The sequence below is a fragment of the Limnovirga soli genome, assembly GCF_013106755.1.
Lineage (GTDB): Bacteria > Bacteroidota > Bacteroidia > Chitinophagales > Chitinophagaceae > Limnovirga > Limnovirga soli.
On record NZ_WHPF01000005.1, the window covers coordinates 85,784 to 106,939 of the forward strand.

Sequence of the window (21,156 nt, forward strand, 5' to 3'; positions counted from 1 at the left end):
TAACGAATGCTAGCAATGTGATGAATAATAACCCTTCAATTTACGATTTACTGATGATTGATATTGAAACCGTTCCACAATATCCGGATTATGCGCAGTTACCCGATACATGGAAAGACCTCTGGTGGCAGAAGATTTCCAAAACCGTGCCAGAAAATACAACACCCCAGGAATCGTACACCCAAAAAGCCGGAATATTGGCCGAGTTTGGTAAAGTAATTTGTATAAGTACCGGCTTTTTTACACACGACGAAAACAAAGGACTTACCCTACGCATTAAAAGCATATTTGGCCACGATGAAAAAGAGGTACTGGCATCGTTTACCGAGCTTATAGACAAACTGCATAAGCACAATAAAAATTTTGAATTTGCCGGCCACAACATACGCGAATTTGATATACCCTACCTATGCCGTAGAATGTTAATTAACCATATGCAATTACCCAACTGCATGCAATTACAAGGTGCCAAACCATGGGATGTAAAAATGGTAGATACCCTGCAGTGGTGGAAATTTGGCGATTATAAAAATTATATTTCTCTTAACTTACTGGCTAACGTTTTAGATATTCCCACCTCTAAAACTGATATTGATGGCAGCAAGGTACAACAGGTGTACTATCAGGAAAATAACCTGCCCCGTATAGTAGAATATTGCCAGCGCGATGTAGTGGTGGTGGCCAATGTGGTACTTCGTTTCAGACATATGCCACTGTTAAACAGCGATAATATTATTGTTGTAGCCTAATAAAACAACCGCTATTTTGTACCCGGCAGCCTGTACCAATAGCAGCTTTACTTGCGTCGCACACTTATACGGTTGCCTATAGGGCAGCAGTAAAAATCAAAATGCACGGGAAGCATAATGTCTGGTAAAAAAAAATTGTGCTTATCTAACATCGGTAACCGGGGAATTTACCTGTTGCCTATTCATACCATATATTCCTAATTACCTGCTGCCAAAACATCCCGGCGCACAAGAGTGCGACGCAAGTAAAGCTGAACAGATCATCAATTAGCCGGGCTCAAAAAAAATCAGGTACCTGCCCAATAACCAATTAACTGGCATAGAATACCCAGTATCAGTCCGGCATAAATTTGCAGGTTATTATGGTGGCCTAATAATAGCCTGGCGGTACAAACCAGGCCCGCCAATAATACCATAATGGTAATATCTGTACCCAGATATACGCCATAATAAAAGCCGGTAATAATTACAAAAGCCAGCGCACCGCCTATACCCATGGCATGCATACTTATTTTAAAAAAGCTGTTAAGTATTAAGGCAAAAATGGTGCTGGTAAATATGCCAAAGAAAAAGAATTTTAGCACAATGGGCTGATCAGTAAAATTGCGGCTCAGGTACCACATCCACCAATAAAAAATCATGGTAATAATGTAGGGGGCAATTCTTTCTTTTTGTGTTTTTAAAAAAATATTGTCAATAAATTTTAAGCGCCACAATAAAAAAACCGAGAAGGCTGGGAAAAAAGCCGTCATCCAAAAAACGGTTATTTTACGGGCAAATAAGGTTAATGGCGTAATGCCCGCAAACTCAAAAGGTAACCGAAGTAATACCCAGAAAAAAATATAAGTAGGTAAAAATAAAGGGTGAAACAGGTAAGAAACCAGTTTGGCAACTGCCTTTAAAGCGGCTGGTTGCTGTGTACTTTGTGCGGTTGGTTGCTGCATAATAAATGGTTACCAGTGTTATAATTCTTTACGTAACCGGGCTACGGGCACATTTAATTGTTCCCTGTATTTGGCTACAGTACGGCGGGCAATATTATAGCCTTTTTCCTGCAACATTTCGGTAAGGCTTTCATCGCTTAATGGTTTTCTTTTGTCTTCGCCTTCAATAAAATCACTTAATATTTTCTTTACTTCACGGGTACTTACTTCTTCGCCGCTATCGGTACTTAACGATTCACTAAAGAAAAATTTCAGCCTGAAAGTGCCAAACTCGGTTTGTACAAATTTGCTGTTGGCCACACGGCTTACGGTAGATATATCCAAACCGGTTATTTCAGCAATATCTTTTAAAATCATGGGTTTAAGGTTGGTTTGATCACCGGTTAAGAAAAACTCTTCCTGATAATTCATAATGGCCCCCATGGTACCCAGCAAAGTATGTTGCCTTTGCTTAATCATATCAATAAACCATTTGGCAGAGTCTATTTTTTGTTTAATAAACAAAACTGCTTCTTTCTGGCGCTTATCTTTTTTACTGCCCTTTTCGTATTCTTTTAGCATATCTCTATAACCCTCGCTTATGCGCAAATCGGGTGCATTGCGGCTATTAAGCGTAATATCCAGTATGCCATTGGTATTGGTAATAAAAAAATCGGGCACAATATAGCTTTCGGCAATATTCAGTTCGCCCATATTGCCACCTGGTCTTGGGTTTAATTTTATAATTGCCCCAATAACAGCTTTTAAATCATCATCGGTAAGGTTAAGGCCTCTTTGTATTTTCTCGTAGTGTTTCTTGGTAAACTCATCAAAATATTTATCCAATACCTGTATGGCCATCAGCACATTTTTACCCGATGCTTTCTGGCGCTGCAACTGCAGCAGCAAACATTCTTTCAGGTTACGGGCACAAATTCCAGGAGGGTCAAATTCCTGTATCAGCTTAATAATATTTTCAATTTCCTTTTCAGTTGCTTCAATATTTTGCCTAAAAGCCAGATCATCGGCAATAGAAGCCAGTTCGCGGCGCAGGTAGCCATCATCATCAATACTACCTACAATCTGTTCAGCAATTTTATAGGTTTTTTCTTCCAGCGAAAGCATGCCTAGCTGGTCTAGCAATTGTTCATGAAAGCTACTCTCTACCCGGTGGGGTATGGTTTGATGTTCATCCAGTTCGGGGTAATTATCATCTTTTGTTTTATAATCTGCTACTTCATCATCTCCTTCACTTACATATTCGCTTATATCAATATTGCCATAATCATCTTCCTGGCTGTCGTACTCTTCTTCTGTACTTTCATAATCATCTTTCTGCTCAAAATCATCATCGCCATTATCTTCTTCACCGGTTTCCAGTGCAGGGTTTTCTTCCAGCTCTTCTTTAATCCGTTCTTCTAAATTGGCCGTAGGTATTTGCAGCAGTTTCATTAACTGAATCTGCTGGGGAGAAAGTTTTTGTAATAGCTTTTGTTGTAATGACTGACTTAGTGACATTGTATGGTGTTATCCTTCTTCTACTTTACAGTAATTGTTAGCCAGCAATAAATCGCTGCTCAACGCCTCTTGTGTCACTCACTTGTACGTTTGGGGTGCTACGCATCAAACAACACAAAAAAATTAAACGGCACATTAATTGTGGCTGCTGTAAATTTACGTACAAATAAATGGTAGAAAACGGTGAAGATTATTTGTTTCTTTGTGAATTTATTGCTAATAAGTGCTACTGCATCTAAGGCACAAACGGCGCCGGCGCCGGCAAATAATAGCTTTAAGCCTGTAAAAGATAGTTCTCAATATTTTAGTTTACGCATTTTGCCAGCTAATTACTACGCCACCAACATAGGGTTTTTCTGTAAAAAAGAATTGCAACTGCAAAAAACCACAAAAATACCACTTAAATTCAGGCTAGGCTCCATAGAATATACCAATAAGCTGGAAGGTAAAAATGCCATATGGCATTAACAAATATAAGCGGCATCCATACCTAAATAACTATAAGATGCGGTGATTTGTATTTATCTAAAAACTGTAATATTATAGCACCAGATTAATAAACAATCTCTTGCTGGTGTACAGTTAATACCAGTTCTTTTGTATTGGATGCTTCAACACAACCAACAATTTTTGCAGGAATATTAAACCCGGCTGCCACCTCAATCATGTTGGCTGCAGCACTGGCAGAGGTGAAAATTTCCAACCGGTGACCCATATTAAAAACCTGGTACATTTCCCTGTCATCTGCACCTGAGTTTTGTTGAATCAGTTTAAAAATAGGCGGTGCCTCAAACAAATTGTTTTTAATAATTCGCAATGGCTGAGGCAGGTATTTCATGCACTTGGTTTGTCCGCCGCCACTGCAATGTATAACCCCATGCATATCACTAAAATTATTTTCCAGTAATACTTTCATCAATGGGGCATAGGTTCTGGTGGGGCTAAGCAAAAGCTTACCAATATTGGTTACACTGCCATCAGGGAGTGTATAACTGTCAGTCATTTTATTATTGCCAATATATACTACTTCTTCCGGCAGGGTAGCTTCAAATGTTTCAGGATACTTGGCAGCATAGTATTTACTTAACACATCATGGCGGGCACTGGTTAATCCATTACTACCTAAGCCGCTGTTATAGCTGGTTTCATAACTGGCCATGCCATCGCTGGCAAAGCCAACAATTACATCACCCGGTGCTATCAGCTGATTGGTTATTATATTATCCTTATGCCAGCGGGCCATCATAGTGCCATTTACTGCAATAGTTCTTACCACATCACCCACATCTGCAGTTTCGCCACCCAGGTATTGAATTTGTACACCGTAAGCTTTTAAAGTATCAAAAAACTCCTGGGTTCCGTTTATAACCTGTTCCAGTAATTCACCAGGAATTAAAGATTTATTTCTATCGATGGTAGAAGAAAACAAGATATTATCATATACACCCACACACAATAAATCATCCAGGTTCATGGCAACCGCATCCTGGGCAATTCCTTTCCAAACACTGGCATCACCGGTTTCTTTCCAGTACAGATAGGCCAAAATACTTTTAGTACCAGCTCCATCCGCATGCATGATATTGATAAAATTCGTATCGCCTCCTATAAAGTCTGGGTACATTTTGCAAAAAGCATGTTTAAATAAACCCATATCCAGTTTCTGTATGGCTGCATGTACTTCTTCTTTTTGTGCTGATACCCCGCGTTTTGAATATAATGACATTCTCTTTTGAATTGCTGGTTGTAAAATGTTTCTGTTTGCAAATGTACAATTGTAGCGCTTTCGTTGTCAATCACTTTCTTATTTAGCCGGTAAACATTAGTTTTGCGCCACTTTATGCAGGTTCATCAGCTTTCAGATATTTTACCACAATTTAAAAATGCCGTTATTACCATTGGTACTTTCGATGGCGTGCATACGGGCCACCAGCAAATAATTGCCCAGTTAAAACAGGAAGCTGCTGCTATAAACGGCGAAACAGTTATCATAACTTTTCACCCACATCCCCGTAAAGTAATTGCCAGCAAGCCCATTTTTATGCTTAATACGCTGGCAGAAAAAATTGAACTGCTCGAGGCAAAAGGTATAGACCACCTGGTGGTGGTGGCATTCAACGACGATTTTGCAAGGCAATCTGCCGAAGCTTATGTAAAAGACTTTTTATTTGCCCGTTTTCACCCGCATACAGTAATTATTGGGTACGACCATCGTTTTGGCCGCGACCGGCAGGGCGATTATCAGCTTCTTGAAACCTATGGCAAAGAACTGGGCTTTGCGGTAAAAGACATTCCCGAACACGTATTAAATAATATTACCGTTAGCTCTACTAAAATAAGATCAGCCCTTTTTGAAAACGATATTGTTACCGCCAACGAATGCCTGGGGTACGATTATTTTTTTGAAGGAATGGTGGTAGAAGGTAATAAACTGGGCCGCACAATTGGTTACCCAACGGCCAATTTATTAATAGAAAACGAAGAAAAATTAATTCCTGGTAATGGTGTTTATGCCGTAACCGCTACGCTTGCCACCGCAGATGGTTTTTTTACCCATAATGCCATGATGAATATTGGTGTACGCCCAACTGTAGATGGCACCAAAAGAATGATTGAGGTAAATATTTTTGATTTTGACGCAGATATTTATGGCAAAACCGTAAGGGTATCCCTAAAAAAATATTTACGTGGCGAGGTTAAATTTAACGGCTTGCCTGCCTTACAGGCGCAACTGGCTTTGGATAAGTTAGCTGCCCTGCAATATTTAGATCAGGCTAAGGACTAAGCTATTGTACCCGGCTAACAGTACAAAAATTGGGCTTTACTTGCGTCGCACTCTTGTACTGCCGGTACTTTGGGCAGCAAAACAAGGTATAAGGCCCCCAAACAATTAAGCCATAATTTTTACCACCAACTCCTTCATCAGGTCTGCATCTTCTGTGGCGGCATCATTAATACCAATACTTCTTAAATTATAGTGGTGCAGCAGTAATAATATTTTTTCAATTCCTGTATAGCCATAATTATTGATAGCCCCCAATGCCGTTCTAACAGCAAAAGAATTTTTAAATACCGGAAATAATGCCTGTTCACTGCGGTTATCCATACCAAAAACGGTATAAATCTTACTAAAATAACTGTAAAGAGCAGGTAACATCATTTGTATGGGCCCCGCCTTGGGGTTAGCCGCAAAATATTGAATAATCCGAATAGCTTTAGGCAGGTTTTTTTGTGCAATAGCATCCTGTAACTCAAATACATTAAACTCTTTACTTACACCAATAAAAGTTTCAATATCGTCTTCTGTAATATTTTTTCTGCCTTTCAGGTTAATAGTAAGTTTTTCAATTTCATTTCTTAACCGGCTTAAATCGTTACCTATATGGTCTATTAATAATGCCTGGGCTTTGGCATTAATGGTTAGGCCTTGTTGCTGAACCATACCGGCAACCCACTCGGGCAACTGGTTATCATAAAATTTTTTAAAAGAGAAATACTCTGTTTTTTTTACCAGTTTCCCAAAAGCAGTTCTGCCATCTACTTTTTTATCTTTATAGGCAATTACCAAAATAGTACTGGATAATGGTTTGGTAATATAATGCTCCAGCTTATCTATTTCCTTCATATGCTGGGCTTCTTTTAGCAATACTACCTGTCTTTCGGCAAACATGGGATAACGCATACAGGCATTTACCACTGTAGCCCAGTCTGTATCGCGGCCATATAAAACGGTAAGATTAAAACCGGCCTCACTATCGCTTAGTATATGGTGTTCTGCATGGTCTATAACGGTATCTATAAAAAAAGGCTCTTCGCCTTCCAGCCAATACACTGGTTTAAATACCTTTTTTTTCCAATCGCCTATTATTTTCTCTGCAGACATGGCCGCAAAGATAAAACCTCAGTCAGGTTAATGTATGCACAGTTAATTACAAAATATCAACAATACAGCTTTCTGTACTTAAACTGCGGGTTTAAAAATTACACCTTGATGCTGGTTTAATTGCTGTTCTTATCCTGCCCATTATATAACAGAACCCCAAAAAGTGCGACGCAAGCGGTGTTGCCCAAAGCTATTGGCCGGGCACAAAAAAAAGGCCATCTGCAATAAATGGCCTTTAAACTATATTATATTGATAAACTTTTAGTTCATTCTTGCCTTTACAAATGCCAACACTTTGGCATACGCATCATCAGTTGCCGCCTGATTATGATTGGGGTTGCTTGGATTAGCAAATGCATGATTGGCTTCGTAACGGTTTACCGATAATTTTACGCCTGCAGCAGCTGCATCTTTTACAAATTGGTCTACCACTGCAGGGCTTGGCCATTGATCCAGGTTACCAAAAAATCCGACAATATCGCAGTTTATGGTTTTTAACCTGTTTACATCTTTTTCGGGTTGGCCATAGTACATCATGCATCCAACTGCCTGTTTACCCCCTTCTATTGAGGTTTGCAGGCTCCATCCGCCACCAAAACACCAGCCAATGGTAAATACTTTGGCGCTGCTGCCTACATAGTTGTATGCGCCTTTAATAATGGCCATTGCCCTTTCGGTTTTTACGCTTTGCATATATTTAGTTGCATCTTCGCGGGTGGACGCTACTTGTTTATCGTACAGGTCTAGTGCAATTACATTTACACCAAGATCGTTGGCCAATTGCTCGCTTTGCTTTTTAATATAATCGTTTAAGCCCCACCATTCGTGTATTACAAAAATGTAATAAGGAGTTGGTTTGGCGGCTTTTATTTCCCAGGCATGGGCATCTGTGCCATCGGCGGCTTTATAGCTTATATCAGCACCGGCGCCGGTATAGGTATACGGCAGGGGCTCGGCATGGGCGCTTACAAAATTCTTATCGTTAAGGTTTAACGCATATTTTTCTGTGGCAGTGGTGGGCATGCAACAGCTCATGTTCATTTGAGCTTTACTACTTAAAAAAGGCAGCAAAAGCATGGATAAAAAAGCAATTTTTTTCATTCAGGTAGTTTTAAAAGATGTGAAAATGATTGAAAAAGTACAACATATTAATAGTATAATAGTTCTGCAAAAATTAATTTTTTCACAGCGTGTATATCCAGATTTTTTTGGGCGGGAAAATAGCTTTAGGTTTGCATGACCTCTGAGAATTTATTTTTCTCCGCTTAGGTCTGAAAGAAGACTATTCAGCAATTGTTGTAGCCAATTATCCGGACAATCATTTTTGTCGATACATTTTGCGTTAAGGTTTTTTGATTTTTTTAATATTCATTTTTAACCATACAATTATGGCCAAGTACGTTTTTGTTACAGGTGGTGTAACAAGTAGTTTAGGTAAGGGAATTATAGCAGCAAGTCTTGCAAAACTTTTGCAGGCAAGAGGATTTACTGTAACCATACAGAAATTTGACCCCTATATTAATGTAGACCCGGGAACCCTTAACCCCTACGAGCATGGGGAATGTTATGTTACAGAAGATGGTGCAGAAACCGATTTGGATCTTGGCCACTACGAACGTTTTTTAAATACGTTTACCACACAGGCCAATAATGTTACTACCGGCCGTATTTACCAAACCGTTATTAACCGCGAAAGAAATGGTGATTTTTTGGGTAAAACCGTTCAGGTGGTGCCTCATATTACCGATGAAATTAAACGCCGCATGCTATTATTGGGTAAAGGCGGCAAATTTGATATTGTAATTACCGAAATTGGCGGTACTGTAGGCGATATAGAAAGTTTACCATTTATAGAAACTGTTAGGCAAATACAATGGGAACTACCCGAAGACGATGTGGTAGTGATACACCTTACTTTAATCCCCTATTTAAAAGCAGCAAAAGAACTTAAAACAAAACCTACCCAGCACAGTGTAAAAATGCTGAGCGAAACTGGCGTACACCCCGATATTATTGTTGCCCGTACCGAAGAACCACTGGGTAATGATATTAAACGCAAAATTGCCCTGTTCTGTAATGTTAAACCAGAAGCGGTTATTGAAGCCATGGATGCCCCCACCATTTATGAGGTTCCCCTGGCCATGTTACGTGAAAAATTAGACGTAATTACTATGCGTAAACTGGGGATTGCTGTTTTCCCTGAACCTAATCTGGAAAAATGGAAAGGATTTTTAGATAAATTAAAATACCCCAAAAGCAAGGTTACCGTAGGCCTTATTGGTAAATACATTGAGCTGCAGGATGCCTATAAATCCATTTTGGAAAGCTTTATACATGCCGGCGCTATGAACGAAGTAAAAGTGCAGGTGGTAAATGTACATAGCGAGCATATAACTGATGAAAATGTTTCAGAAAAACTGGAAGGTTTAGATGGTTTGCTGGTGGCCCCCGGTTTTGGTAACCGCGGTATAGAAGGTAAAATTATTGCGGTTAAATATGCCCGGGAAAATGGCATGCCATTTTTTGGTATTTGTCTGGGTATGCAAATGGCCGTTATTGAATTTGGCCGTAATGTGCTTAACCTGAAAGATGCCCATTCTACCGAAATGAATGAACAAACCCCGCATCCTGTTATAAATATGATGGAGGAGCAGAAAAAAATAAAAATGATGGGGGGCACCATGCGCCTGGGTACTTACCCTTGCGAAATTAAACAGGGCACCTTGGCCAATACCATTTACGAGGATACCAATATCAGCGAAAGGCACCGCCACCGCTTTGAGTTTAATAACGATTATCTACAGCAATTTGAAGAGGCAGGTATGATGGCCAGTGGTACCAACCCCGATACCGGCCTGGTAGAAATTATGGAAATACCATCTCATCCGTTTTTTATTGGCGTACAATACCACCCCGAATTAAAGAGCACTGTTGAAAAACCAGCCCCGCTATTTGTGCATTTTGTTGCAGCCATGAAAAAACATAACGAGCAACACCTGCAAATAAAAAATCCCTTGCTGCAAAGCGAAATGATATAATAGTATTAACCCGGCGCAAGTACTGCTATCCGGCTTACTTGCGTCGCACTCTTGTACGGCTTTCTGGCTACTGAGCAAAAACAACAATGCCTTTAAACAGCTGCGTCTGTTGCTGCAGCACAAGAGTGCGACGCAAGCGGTGCCCATATAATGGACTGCTGCCGGGCTCAAAATAATCTAACAGGTTTGGCGCAAATGCAATAGGTTTGCCGCCGTTAAAAAATAAGCAATATGTCTTTATTAGTAGTTGGTACCATGGCTTTTGATGCCATAGAAACCCCATTTGGCAAAACGGATAAAATTATTGGCGGATCTGCCACTTATGTAGCTTATGCAGCCAGCAATTTTGTGCAACCCGTGCAACAGGTATCTATTGTAGGGTATGATTTTCCGCAGGAAGAAATGGAATCGCTGCAAAGCCGTGGTGTAAACCTGGAAGGTGTAGAAATAGTGCCCGATAAAAAATCGTTTTTCTGGAGTGGCAAATATCATATGGATATGAACAGCCGCGATACTTTGGTTACCGACCTGAATGTACTGGCCGATTTTAATCCCATACTTCCCGATAGTTTTAAAGATGCTGAATTTGTTATGCTGGGCAACCTGATGCCATCCCTGCAAAAAAGAGTAATTGAACAACTGAGCGGCCAGCAAAAACTAATTGTTGCCGATACCATGAATTTTTGGATGGATATTGCTTTGGAAGACCTGAAAGAAGTGCTTACCATGGTAGATGTGTTACTGGTAAACGACAGCGAAGCACGCCAGTTAACCGGTGAATTTTCGATTGTAAAGGCGGCCAACAAAATATTAACCATGGGCCCCAAATACCTGATTGTAAAAAAAGGTGAACATGGTGCTTTATTATTTCATGGCAAACAGGTGTTTTTTGCACCCGCACTACCATTGGAAGATGTGTTTGACCCCACTGGTGCCGGCGATACTTTTGCAGGCGGCTTTATTGGACACCTGGCACGTACAAAAGATATTTCTTTCGAGAACATGAAAACAGCCATTATTGTGGGTAGCGCCATGGCCAGCTTTTGTGTAGAAAAATTTGGTCCGGACCGTTTACGGGAAATTACCAAGGCAGATATTGATACCCGCCTGTCTGAATTTGTGCAACTGGTAAACTTTGATATAAACCTGGTATAACCACTTAATAAGATATAGGACTGTTTATCATTTAAAAACTTCCCTCCGCGGGAAGTTTTTTAGTTTTACAACTTCAACAAATAAATGCATATGAATAAAGTTACAAAGGCATTTGCAGGCATACTATCCTTGTCTGTAACGCTATATGCCTGTGGTACCGGTAGTGAAACAGCCAGTACCCAGCAAAAAATGTATATTGATACCACGGCGATGGACCCATCCGTAAAACCGGGTGATAATTTTTTCCTGTATGTGAATGGCGGCTGGCTTAAAACGGCTGTTATTCCACCAACTGAATCAAGTGCAGGTGCCGGATTGGATCTGTACAACCGCACCAAGGTAAACCTGAAAGCCATATTAGATGATGTGGCGGCCAGCAAAACCGAACCAGGCAGCATAGAGCAAAAAGTGGGTGATTTTTATGCTTCGGGTATGGATAGCACTACTATAGAAAAATTGGGTTATACGCCTATACAACCGGCATTACAAAAAATTGAGGGTATTACTGATGCTGCAGGTGTAATGTCTTATGCCAATAATGCCCAGCTGGAGGGTACCAATATTTTATACCCTTTTTATGTAGCTGCCGATGAAAAAAACAGCAGTATGAATATTGCGGTTTTTATTCAGGGAGGTTTAGGATTACCGGATAGGGATTATTATTTTAAAACCGATGCCGCCACCCAATCGGTGGTGAAAGCCTATCAAAAGTATATACAGGATTTATTTACCCTAACCGGCGATGACTCAGCTACCGCTGCAGCCAAAATGATGCAGGTATATAACCTGGAAAAGCAAATAGCTGCCAGCCACCGCACCAATGTGGCATTAAGAGATCCACAGGCCAATTACAATAAAATGGCTGTGGCAGATCTGGATAAGAAAATGCCGATATTTGGCTGGAAAAACACACTGTCTACTTTACAAATAAATGTTGATTCTATCAATGTGGGTCAGCCTGATTTTTATATGGCATTAAATGGCTTATTAAAATCAGTTCCGGTTACTGCCTGGAAAGCCTACCTGCGTTTTCATACCATTAATGATGCTGCATCTGCACTTAGCAGTGATTTTGTAAATGCCCGTTTTAATTATGTTGGTAAAGCCATCAATGGCCAGCAGGAATTAAAACCACGTTGGGAAAGAATGGTACAAAGAACCGATATGAATTTGGGTGATGCTTTTGGCCAGCTTTATGTAAAAAAATATTTTACCGAAGATGCCAAAAAGCGCATGAACGAATTGGTAAACAACCTGCAAATAGCATTTGAAAACCGTATTAACCAGCTAGACTGGATGAGCGATAGCACCAAAACCACCGCAAAAGAAAAACTACATGCATTTTTAAAGAAAATAGGATATACCGATAAATGGAGAGATTACAGTAAGGTGAATATTGATAAGAATAAGTTCTTTGATAACCTGCAGTCTTGTGCCAGAAATGAATATGCTTACCAGCTAAGTAAAGTAGGCAAACCAGTTGATAAAACTGAATGGGGTATGACGCCTTCTACCATCAATGCCTATTACAATCCTACCTTTAATGAGATTGTTTTTCCTGCCGGTATTTTGCAGTTTCCATTCTTTGATGCTACCGCAGATGATGCCATTAACTACGGTGCTATAGGTATGGTAATTGGCCATGAAATGACACATGGTTTTGACGATCAGGGTGCACAATACGATAAGGATGGTAACCTTAAAAACTGGTGGAGTGCTGCTGATAATGAGCGCTTTATGGCTAAAACTAAATTGGTGGTAGACCTGTATAGCAGCTTTACCGTATTAGATTCTATGCACATCAACGGTGCCTTAACACAGGGTGAAAATATTGCAGATATTGGCGGTATTAATATTGCCTATGATGCATTTAAAATGACGGCCCAGGGTAAAGACACCGTGAAAATTGATGGCTTTACACCAGACCAGCGCTTTTTCATTTCCCTGGCGCAAATATGGAGAGATAAAGAAAAAGACGAAGCCATGATTAGCCAGATAAATAACGACCCACACTCGCCTGCCGAGTTTAGGGTTAATGGACCATTAATGAACTTTGCACCATTTTATAAAGCCTTTAATGTAAAAGAAGGAGATAAAATGTTTGTGCCCGAAGATAAAAGAATAAAAATCTGGTAATACACTGCCAACTAATTTCAAAAGCATCAACAATTTTGTTGGTGCTTTTTTATGTACCCAACTGTTGAACAAATAGGTAACTGCTCTTGCCACGCTCGGTTCAGGGTTCCTCATTTATGGCGGCAATATTGGCGAATATATAGGTAGATTAAAACAACTTAGGCTGTTAAAAGTGTCATATAGTTAATGCAGCACAAGTGTGCGACGCAAGTAAAGCTGATATGTGATTGAATTGCCGGGCCCAAAAAAATAACCGTATTAATGCATGTAATACTGCCCGGTAGGAATTTTGAATATTACGCTGCGCTGAAACTGTTGAAATTGTTTGGCTTCACCAGCATGCTCTTGCATCCATTGCTGAAATTGCTGCGTATCGGCCACAGGGCCCACCAGCCATTGATTATAGGCTTCGAACATACCCTGCTGCAAAAAAAACCGCTGTTGCTCAAACAACTTACAGGGAAACTGCCTTGCATTGCTGTTAAACCAGTTAAGTATAAAACGGGTACGTAATGCAGTAAGATTTTCTGCCGATACCCCATATTGCATTTGCGATGTTAGCTTAGACAAATTGGTAGCAATCATTTTTTCAAACGGCGTTCCATTCTGTTTGGCAATATTTAAAATAGCCGGTGTGCTAAACAGTTTCTGGTAACCGCCATAAAGAATATTTTTTATTTCGTTGGTGCGGTTACTAAGGCTTTCGATGTTTACAAAAATCTCGCCGTATAAAAGCCCCCAAATTATATTACCCTTTTGTGCATAATATTTGGATGCATAGTAATAATTGCTGCTGTTATTGGGATCGGCTTCAATGCCTTTTTCCCATTGCTTTATGGCAAGATCGGGAGCATTGCCTGTGGCCAGTAAATCGCCATACTCACTATATAAAACCCCACTTTCCGGAAATTTTTTAAGGGCAGCTTTATACATTTTATCCCCCTCCTTATCATCTGCAATAGCTTTATAGGCCAGCCCCAGAATCTGGTAACTCTGCACATCGGCATCGGGCTTTGAAATGATGTATTTGCCGGTGGCAATGGCATTGGCAAAATCTCTTTGCAGGTAGTAGGTAAATGCTTTGTCTTTTAAAATATCAATATTATCGGGTTTGGCGGCAAGTGCCTTATCCAATACCTGCAAAGCATTGTCATAATCGCCCTGACGCATCAGGCTTTTTGCAGTTTCCTGTAAAATAGCAGGATCCTGTGTTTGCGTATGTGCAGTGTTGGTTGCACACAAGCATACAAAACAAACAACTATGGTGCGTATCAGATATCTCATTCGTAAATAAGGTGCGTTAATAAACCATCTCTTAGCTTAGGTTCAAACCAGGTGCTTTTTGGTGGCATTACGTTGCCGGTATCGGCAATGGTAAATAATTGTTCTATGCTTACCGGATATAAACTAAATGCTGCTGCCATTTCGCCGCTGTTTACTCTTTTTTCCAATTCAGCCAGGCCACGTATACCACCCACAAAATCTATGTTTTTATCGGTGCGCTGGTCTTGAATGTTCAGGTGTTTGCCAAGAATATTATCCTGCAAAATAGTTACATCCAAAATGCCAATTGGATCTTCTGTATATGTACCCGGCTTTGAAGTTAACTTATACCAGGTTTTATCTGCATACAAACCAAACTCATGTAATTGGGCAGGCTTTACAGCAGTATTGCCCATTTCTTCTATATCAAAATCGGCAGAAAGTGCGGTTAAAAATGCCGGCAGGGTTAATCCATTCAGGGATTTAACCACGCGGTTATAATCCATAATCTGCAACTGACTGGCTGGAAACAAGGTGGTAAGAAAATAATTGGCACCGGTTGTTAATTTATCAGCCGGTAAGGTTTTTTTAACCTTGGCTGCCGATGCTGCCCGATGATGGCCATCGGCTATATAAGTGCAGGGAACCTGCTCTTTAAAAATAGTTTCAATCTGGTGAATGGTATCAGTATCATTCAAAATCCAAACGGCGTGTTCAATATCGTCATCAGCAATAAAATTGTATACAGCCGTTTTGGTTTGCACACATTTTTCAATCATATCGTCCAGTTCTGCCACATTGCGATAGGCCAAAAAAACATTACCGGTTTGGGCACCTGTTGTTTTAATATGATTAATTCTATCCTGCTCTTTCTCAGGACGGGTAAATTCATGCTTTTTGATGATATCGTTTTCATAGTCATCAATACTGCTTACACATACCAAACCGGTTTGGCTGCGGCCATTCATTATTAAACGATAAACATAAAAACATTCTTTGTCTTCCCTAAACAGGATATCGCGTTTTATAAATGCAGTTAAATTCTCTTTCGCCCTGTCGTATACTTCCTGGCTATGGGTATCTATATTTTCCGGAAGATCAATTTCGCTTTTGGTAATATGCAGAAATGAACTGTGATTACCCCTGGCCTCTATTCTTGCTTCTGCGCTGCTTAATACATCGTAAGGGCGGCTGGCTACCTGTTTGGTAAATTGTGCCTGTGGACGTAAAGCTTTAAATGGTTTAATAATACTCATGAACTCTTGTTTGTGTTTTCCCCTGTACAGGTTTTATAAACCCTTTAGCAGGCTAATTTTTTAAGTGTATTGGTACGAACTTCTATATGGTATACAACCAAATTTCCTTATCAGGCATACTTGGCTGCAAATGCTTTCATCAAATCACAAATGGCTTCTACACTGCTTAAGGGAAGGGCATTGTACATGCTAACCCTTAAACCACCCACACTTCTGTGCCCCTTAACGCCCACCATTCCATTTTCTTTACACAGGTCTAAAAATTCCTTTTCCAGTGTGGCATCAGTAATGGCAAAAGTAGCATTCATTAAACTGCGGTCTTCTTTGGCAACTATCGGTGTATAAAACGGCAAAGCATCCAATGTATTGTAAAACAGGTTGGCTCTTTCTTTAGCTCTTTGCTCCATAACAGCCAAACTTCCTTCCTGCTTAATCCAGCGTAGGGTAAGCATGGCCACATATACGGCAAAAACCGGCGGTGTATTTAATAGCGAACCTGCTTCAATATGATTCTGGTAATCCATAATGGCTGGTATGGGCCTGCTAATTTTACCCAACATATCCTTTCTTATTACCAATAGGTTAACGCCTGCAGCACCCATATTTTTTTGGGCACCCGCATAAATTACCCCCAGTTGGTTATAGGCAAAAGGCCTGCTGAAAATATCACTGCTCATATCGGCCACCAGTGGTATATCAGTGGCTGGTAACTGGTGCCATTCTGTACCTTCTACTGTATTATTCGTAGTAAAGTGCAGGTATTTGGCATTTGCCGGTACCGTAAAATCTTTGGCTATATAGGAATGATTTTTATCTTTTGTAGAGCTAACCACGGCCACATTACCAAAAAGTTTGGCTTCCTTAATGGCTTTGGTACCCCAAATACCATTATCAATATAAGCAGCTGTATCATTGGTATCCAGTAAATTCATGGGCACCTGCATAAACTGTGTAGAAGCGCCGCCATGTAAAAACAATACTTCATACTCAGTACCCAATTCCATCAGTTCTTTAATCAGGCCAATGGCTTCATGCAAAATCTCTTCAAACCATTTGGCACGATGCCCAATTTCCAATAACGATAATCCGGTATTATTGTAATTAATAATAGCTGCTGCCGCCTGCTCCAATACTGTAGCTGGTAAAATAGACGGACCCGAATTAAAATTATGCATCTTCATAACCTTGCTTTGAAGGTGCAAAATAAAGGAATTGTGCACAAAGGGCCTTGTTAATACAAATCTTAATTAACCACCTACACATTTTTTTGAAAATATTTAATAAAACAGGGCAAGTGTTTTTTTGCTGCAATAAAACCTGTTTTACAAGCGGTATCCTTACTAACAGGTGTTTTTTAAAATGCCACTTTGTTTCCCGGCTAAACAAAAAAAGCAGCTTTACTTGCGTCGCACACTTGTACATGGGTAATACTATGCACCAAAAGACAAAGCGATAGATAACAGCCACAAAAGCCTGTTATAATTACAGGGGGTAAACCACCGCTCGCCATTATTGCCTTGAAGCACGCAATGCCGGCAAGCCAATACCCGAAGCATCAAAACCACCATCCACGGCAATCATTTGTCCGGTAATATAGGCGGCTTTTTCTGAGCATAGAAATACCACGGTTTCAGCAATATCCTGTTCTGTGGCCGATCGGTTTAGTGGAATACCATCATAATAGGCTTTAATAATATCGGGGGTATGTACGGCTGCAGCCAGCTTGGTCTTTACGGGGCCGGGAGACACACAATTTACCCTAACCCCATAATCGCCCAGTTCTACGGCCAACTGTTTGGTAAGGTGCACCACTGCTGCCTTTGATGTACCATAGGCCACCCGTAAAGTGCTGGCCCTAACGGCAGAAATAGAGCCTATATTTACAATAGCGCCCCTGGTTTTTTTTAATGCAGGTATGGCAGCCTGCGAACAAAGAAATACGCCATCCAGGTTGGTAGCCATTACGGTACGCCAGCATTCAACATCCATTTCTTCCAGTGGTTTAAAAATAGCCACACCTGCATTGTTTACCAGTGCATCTATGCGGCCATATTTTTCCAATATAGTTGCCATGGTAGTTGTTACCATTTCTGGTATAGATACATCGCAAATAAAAGGTAGTGCACCGGTTAATGCTGCAGCTGCATTTGCCAGTTCGTCCTCATCACGGTCTATCATGGCTACGCTCCAATTATTGTTTAAAAACAGTTTGGTAGTGGCAAGACCTATACCCCTTGCTGCACCGGTTACAATGGCAATTTTGTTAGTCATTTTTGTTAGGAATAAATAAATGATGGAGCAATATGGCTTACAATACAGGCCATAAAAATACCACAAAATAAATGGGGCCGGCACTTAATTATAGCCTTATGCTACAAGTGTGTAGCGATAAGATGTATACAATGGCGGCTGGGGGCAATTGCTGCTTCGGGGGGCGAATATGATACTTCGGGGGACGAGTGTTTGTCATTTTTCGTCGCTGTTGGCGTTCCCGCCAACAGGCTTTGCTTTAATGTACGCTGCGATAAAAGCTGAATTAAGTATCCAACCGCACAAGAGTGCGACGCAAGTAAAGCGGCCTGATGGTTCTTTTGCCGGGCACATAAAAAAACAACCTATTTTTACCGCGTTTAATACCTATACTACGTTATGAAATTAGTTTCTTACCTGAAAGAGGGTCACGACCAGCTGGCTTTTTTGGTGGATGACCTGTTATACGATGCAGACCAACTGCATCCGGAATTACCGGCCTCGATGAGTATGCTGCTTACCTATTGGGATGATACCATTGGCATTGCCACAGCCGTAGATGCGGCTATTAAAGATGGCCGTTTGGGTAAACAAAATGGCATTCCGGTTAGTGAAGTGGAATTGCTCGCACCGGTACCTTTCCCTACCAGTTGCCGGGATGGCTATGCTTTTAGGCAGCATGTGGCAGCAGCCAGGCGTAACCGCAATGTACCCATGATACCCGAGTTTGACCAATACCCTATATTTTATTTTACCAATCACCATAGTGTACAGGGGCCGGGGGATATTGTTTGTATGCCCGACCATTTTGAACAACTGGATTTTGAACTGGAGGTGGCGATTGTTATTTGTAAAAGCGGCAAAAATATTAGTGCTGCCGAAGCAGATAGCTATATTGGCGGTTTGATGATTATGAATGATATGAGTGCCCGCCGATTGCAAATAGAAGAAATGCTGCTAAACCTGGGGCCGGCGAAGGGTAAAGATTTCTCAACTGTTTTGGGGCCTTGTCTTGTAACCCTGGATGAACTGGCAGCTTTTGAAATACCTGCCAAAGAAAACCATACCGGCAAAAGCTGGAACCTGGGCATGCGTTGTTTTGTAAATGGCACCCAGGTAAGCAATGCCAATGTGGGTGATATGGACTGGACCTTTGCTGAAATTATAGAACGCTGCTCTTATGGCGTTACACTGTACCCCGGTGATGTAATTGGCAGTGGCACAGCAGGCACCGGCTGCTTTTTGGAAATGAATGGTACCGGCAAATTAAATAACCCAGACTATGAGGTTCAATGGTTACAGGAAGGAGATACCATTGATATGGAAATTGATGGGATAGGTACACTAAGCAATACCATTGTACGGGATGAAAGCGATTTTTCGATACTGGCATTAAAAAAATAAACGGATTGGCCGGATTATGGTTTTACCCTTTTTCAATAATTTATTTGTGATATGCTAAGCATAGATATGCATAGTTTAACCGTAATGGAAAAGCAGCAATGGCTTCAGCATGCCATTGCTCCGCGGCCCATAGCACTGGCCAGCACCATTGACGCGGCAGGTAATGTAAACCTGAGCCCCTTTAGTTTTTTTAATATGGTATCTACCCAACCACCGGTGGTTATTTTTTGCCCCAGCCGGCGGGTAAGGGATAATACCACCAAACATACCCTGCAAAATGTAGCCGCCATACCCGAAGTTGTAATTAATATCTGCGATTATGATATGGTGCAACAAACCAGCCTTAGCAGCTGCGAGTTTGCACAGGGTACCGATGAATTTATTAAAGCCGGTTTTACCAAGCAAAAAGCATTACATGTACGGCCACCTATGGTTAAAGAAGCCAAAGTAAAACTGGAATGCAGGGTTACAGAAATTAAAAGTCTGGGCAATGAGGGTGGGGCCGGCCAGCTGGTGTTTGCAGAAGTTATTTGCATGCATATTGATGATAGTGTTTTAAACGAAACCCGCACCATGATTGACCAAACCAAACTACAACATATTGCCCGGCTGGGTGGCGATTGGTATAGTGTGGTGAATGCACAAAGCCTTTTTAAAGTGCCAAAGCCAAATACCAAAGTGGGCATTGGTGTTGACGGGCTGCCCGATAATATTCGTAATAGTAAGGTATTAACGGGTAATAACCTGGGTATGCTTGCCAATGTTACGGGTATACCTGATATTGACCCCAATTTTGAGGATGACACGCTAAAACATATAGTTATTTACTATTCCCTTAACCCCGAAGAAATGGAAAGGGAATTGCATATATATGCTGCCAGCTTACTTGATGCCGGCAAGATAGATGCCGCCTGGCAGGTTTTGTTGGCTATGATTTATTAAGCTTATACTATTAATGACCTGCCACCAATTTTATTAGCGGCACCCCATGCTTCCTGGCAATAAGCTCCTTCGTAAACATATAGATTGGTTGCGGGAATGGCCGCCTGCAATTGTGCATCTGCCGCAGCAGTAAGTGTAGACAGGTGTATATTACCATACTGGCAAAGATTGGCCAATATGGTTTGCTCCTCATTCATCCAGTAAAAAATGGGGAGGGCAGCATTACAACGCACCAGCCAAAACAAGTGTACAAAAAAAGCTGATACATCCTTTGTGGCTACCTGCAAGCCCCCATTAAATGCAGTACCCAATTTTCCTGTTGCCAAAAACTGCATGGCCCGCTGTACCGGCGGATAAGCATTGTTTTGCGATAGCCAGGGCACTTTTGTATCGCCCAGGAAAATAAGAGATGGTATTTGCAAAACGGTATATAATTGCTGCGTGGCTTTTGCCATATTGGTGGCATGGCCCCTTACAGATTTTGAAGCCGTGGTAAGCACATAGGTTTCAAATAAATCCGGATAGGTAAACTGATCGCTGATATAAAAACTGGAAGGAAATTTTTTATACAACTGGTAAGTCCTTTCACGACTGATTTTTTTTATCATCCTGTATGGTTAAGGTATCATAGAAAAAAGT

At 40.8% G+C, this 21,156-nt stretch carries 18 protein-coding genes; 8 read left to right on the forward strand and 10 right to left on the reverse strand.

The window, feature by feature from the left end; genetic code table 11:
- Positions 1-20 precede the first annotated feature (20 nt).
- Positions 21-749: a ribonuclease H-like domain-containing protein gene (locus tag GD597_RS07630; RefSeq protein ID WP_171607501.1), complete on the forward strand. Its 729-nt coding sequence runs from the start codon at positions 21-23 to the stop codon at positions 747-749.
- Between the two features lie 287 nt (positions 750-1,036).
- On the opposite strand, the gene GD597_RS07635 is transcribed toward GD597_RS07630, so the two are convergent.
- Entirely contained in the window at positions 1,037-1,693 is a 657-nt protein-coding gene (locus tag GD597_RS07635; RefSeq protein WP_171607242.1) for a hypothetical protein, read from the reverse strand.
- A gap of 18 nt (positions 1,694-1,711) precedes the next feature.
- Positions 1,712-3,190 carry an RNA polymerase factor sigma-54 gene (rpoN, locus tag GD597_RS07640; protein ID WP_171607243.1) on the reverse strand — a complete coding sequence of 493 codons (1,479 nt, stop codon included), beginning with the start codon at positions 3,188-3,190 and terminating at the stop codon, positions 1,712-1,714.
- A gap of 204 nt (positions 3,191-3,394) precedes the next feature.
- Here rpoN and GD597_RS07645 point away from each other — a divergent pair, with 204 nt between their 5' ends.
- Positions 3,395-3,658, forward strand: a complete 264-nt coding sequence (locus tag GD597_RS07645) for a hypothetical protein (RefSeq protein ID WP_171607244.1) — start codon at positions 3,395-3,397, stop codon at positions 3,656-3,658.
- An 85-nt stretch (positions 3,659-3,743) separates the two neighbouring features.
- Here GD597_RS07645 and GD597_RS07650 read toward each other — a convergent pair whose 3' ends face one another.
- Positions 3,744-4,916, reverse strand: coding sequence for an AIR synthase related protein (locus tag GD597_RS07650; protein ID WP_171607245.1), 1,173 nt, complete (start codon positions 4,914-4,916; stop codon positions 3,744-3,746).
- Between the two features lie 102 nt (positions 4,917-5,018).
- Between GD597_RS07650 and GD597_RS07655 the strand changes: the two genes are divergently transcribed.
- The gene (locus tag GD597_RS07655; protein ID WP_235954217.1) at positions 5,019-5,975 is read left to right on the forward strand and encodes a bifunctional riboflavin kinase/FAD synthetase; all 957 of its coding nucleotides are present in this window, start codon (positions 5,019-5,021) and stop codon (positions 5,973-5,975) included.
- Between the two features lie 105 nt (positions 5,976-6,080).
- On the opposite strand, the gene holA is transcribed toward GD597_RS07655, so the two are convergent.
- Both holA and GD597_RS07665 read right to left on the reverse strand, forming a co-directional pair.
- On the reverse strand, positions 6,081-7,073 hold the full coding sequence (gene holA, locus GD597_RS07660; RefSeq protein WP_171607246.1) for a DNA polymerase III subunit delta: 993 nt from the start codon (positions 7,071-7,073) through the stop codon (positions 6,081-6,083).
- Between the two features lie 261 nt (positions 7,074-7,334).
- Positions 7,335-8,174 carry a dienelactone hydrolase family protein gene (locus GD597_RS07665; RefSeq protein ID WP_171607247.1) on the reverse strand — a complete coding sequence of 280 codons (840 nt, stop codon included), beginning with the start codon at positions 8,172-8,174 and terminating at the stop codon, positions 7,335-7,337.
- Positions 8,175-8,461: 287 nt separating this feature from the next.
- Here GD597_RS07665 and GD597_RS07670 point away from each other — a divergent pair, with 287 nt between their 5' ends.
- The 3 genes from GD597_RS07670 (at position 8,462) to GD597_RS07680 (ending at position 13,402) form a co-directional block, all read left to right on the forward strand.
- Complete coding sequence (locus tag GD597_RS07670; protein WP_171607248.1) at positions 8,462-10,111, forward strand: CTP synthase; 1,650 nt, start codon at positions 8,462-8,464, stop codon at positions 10,109-10,111.
- 231 nt (positions 10,112-10,342) lie between these two features.
- A complete protein-coding gene (locus tag GD597_RS07675; RefSeq protein WP_171607249.1) occupies positions 10,343-11,266 on the forward strand; it encodes a PfkB family carbohydrate kinase in 924 nt (307 codons plus the stop codon).
- Between the two features lie 90 nt (positions 11,267-11,356).
- Positions 11,357-13,402 (forward strand): M13 family metallopeptidase, encoded by a 2,046-nt coding sequence (locus tag GD597_RS07680; protein WP_216368536.1) that lies wholly within the window; start codon positions 11,357-11,359, stop codon positions 13,400-13,402.
- Between the two features lie 258 nt (positions 13,403-13,660).
- Here the strand turns inward: GD597_RS07680 and GD597_RS07685 are convergent, their stop codons facing one another.
- From GD597_RS07685 to GD597_RS07700, 4 genes are all read right to left on the reverse strand, one after another.
- The gene (locus tag GD597_RS07685; protein WP_171607251.1) at positions 13,661-14,686 is read right to left on the reverse strand and encodes a tetratricopeptide repeat protein; all 1,026 of its coding nucleotides are present in this window, start codon (positions 14,684-14,686) and stop codon (positions 13,661-13,663) included.
- The gene (locus GD597_RS07690; protein WP_171607252.1) at positions 14,683-15,921 is read right to left on the reverse strand and encodes a DUF1015 domain-containing protein; all 1,239 of its coding nucleotides are present in this window, start codon (positions 15,919-15,921) and stop codon (positions 14,683-14,685) included. Before GD597_RS07690 ends, GD597_RS07685 begins: the two co-directional genes overlap by 4 nt.
- A gap of 110 nt (positions 15,922-16,031) precedes the next feature.
- Entirely contained in the window at positions 16,032-17,102 is a 1,071-nt protein-coding gene (gene serC / locus GD597_RS07695) for a 3-phosphoserine/phosphohydroxythreonine transaminase (protein WP_171607253.1), read from the reverse strand.
- A 328-nt stretch (positions 17,103-17,430) separates the two neighbouring features.
- Positions 17,431-18,192: an SDR family NAD(P)-dependent oxidoreductase gene (locus tag GD597_RS07700; protein WP_171607254.1), complete on the reverse strand. Its 762-nt coding sequence runs from the start codon at positions 18,190-18,192 to the stop codon at positions 17,431-17,433.
- A gap of 378 nt (positions 18,193-18,570) precedes the next feature.
- Here GD597_RS07700 and GD597_RS07705 point away from each other — a divergent pair, with 378 nt between their 5' ends.
- Positions 18,571-19,575, forward strand: coding sequence for a fumarylacetoacetate hydrolase family protein (locus tag GD597_RS07705; protein WP_171607255.1), 1,005 nt, complete (start codon positions 18,571-18,573; stop codon positions 19,573-19,575).
- 51 nt (positions 19,576-19,626) lie between these two features.
- Complete coding sequence (locus tag GD597_RS07710) at positions 19,627-20,517, forward strand: flavin reductase family protein (protein ID WP_171607256.1); 891 nt, start codon at positions 19,627-19,629, stop codon at positions 20,515-20,517.
- A gap of 2 nt (positions 20,518-20,519) precedes the next feature.
- Here the strand turns inward: GD597_RS07710 and GD597_RS07715 are convergent, their stop codons facing one another.
- Positions 20,520-21,125, reverse strand: a complete 606-nt coding sequence (locus GD597_RS07715; protein ID WP_171607257.1) for a hypothetical protein — start codon at positions 21,123-21,125, stop codon at positions 20,520-20,522.
- Positions 21,126-21,156: the final 31 nt, after the last annotated feature.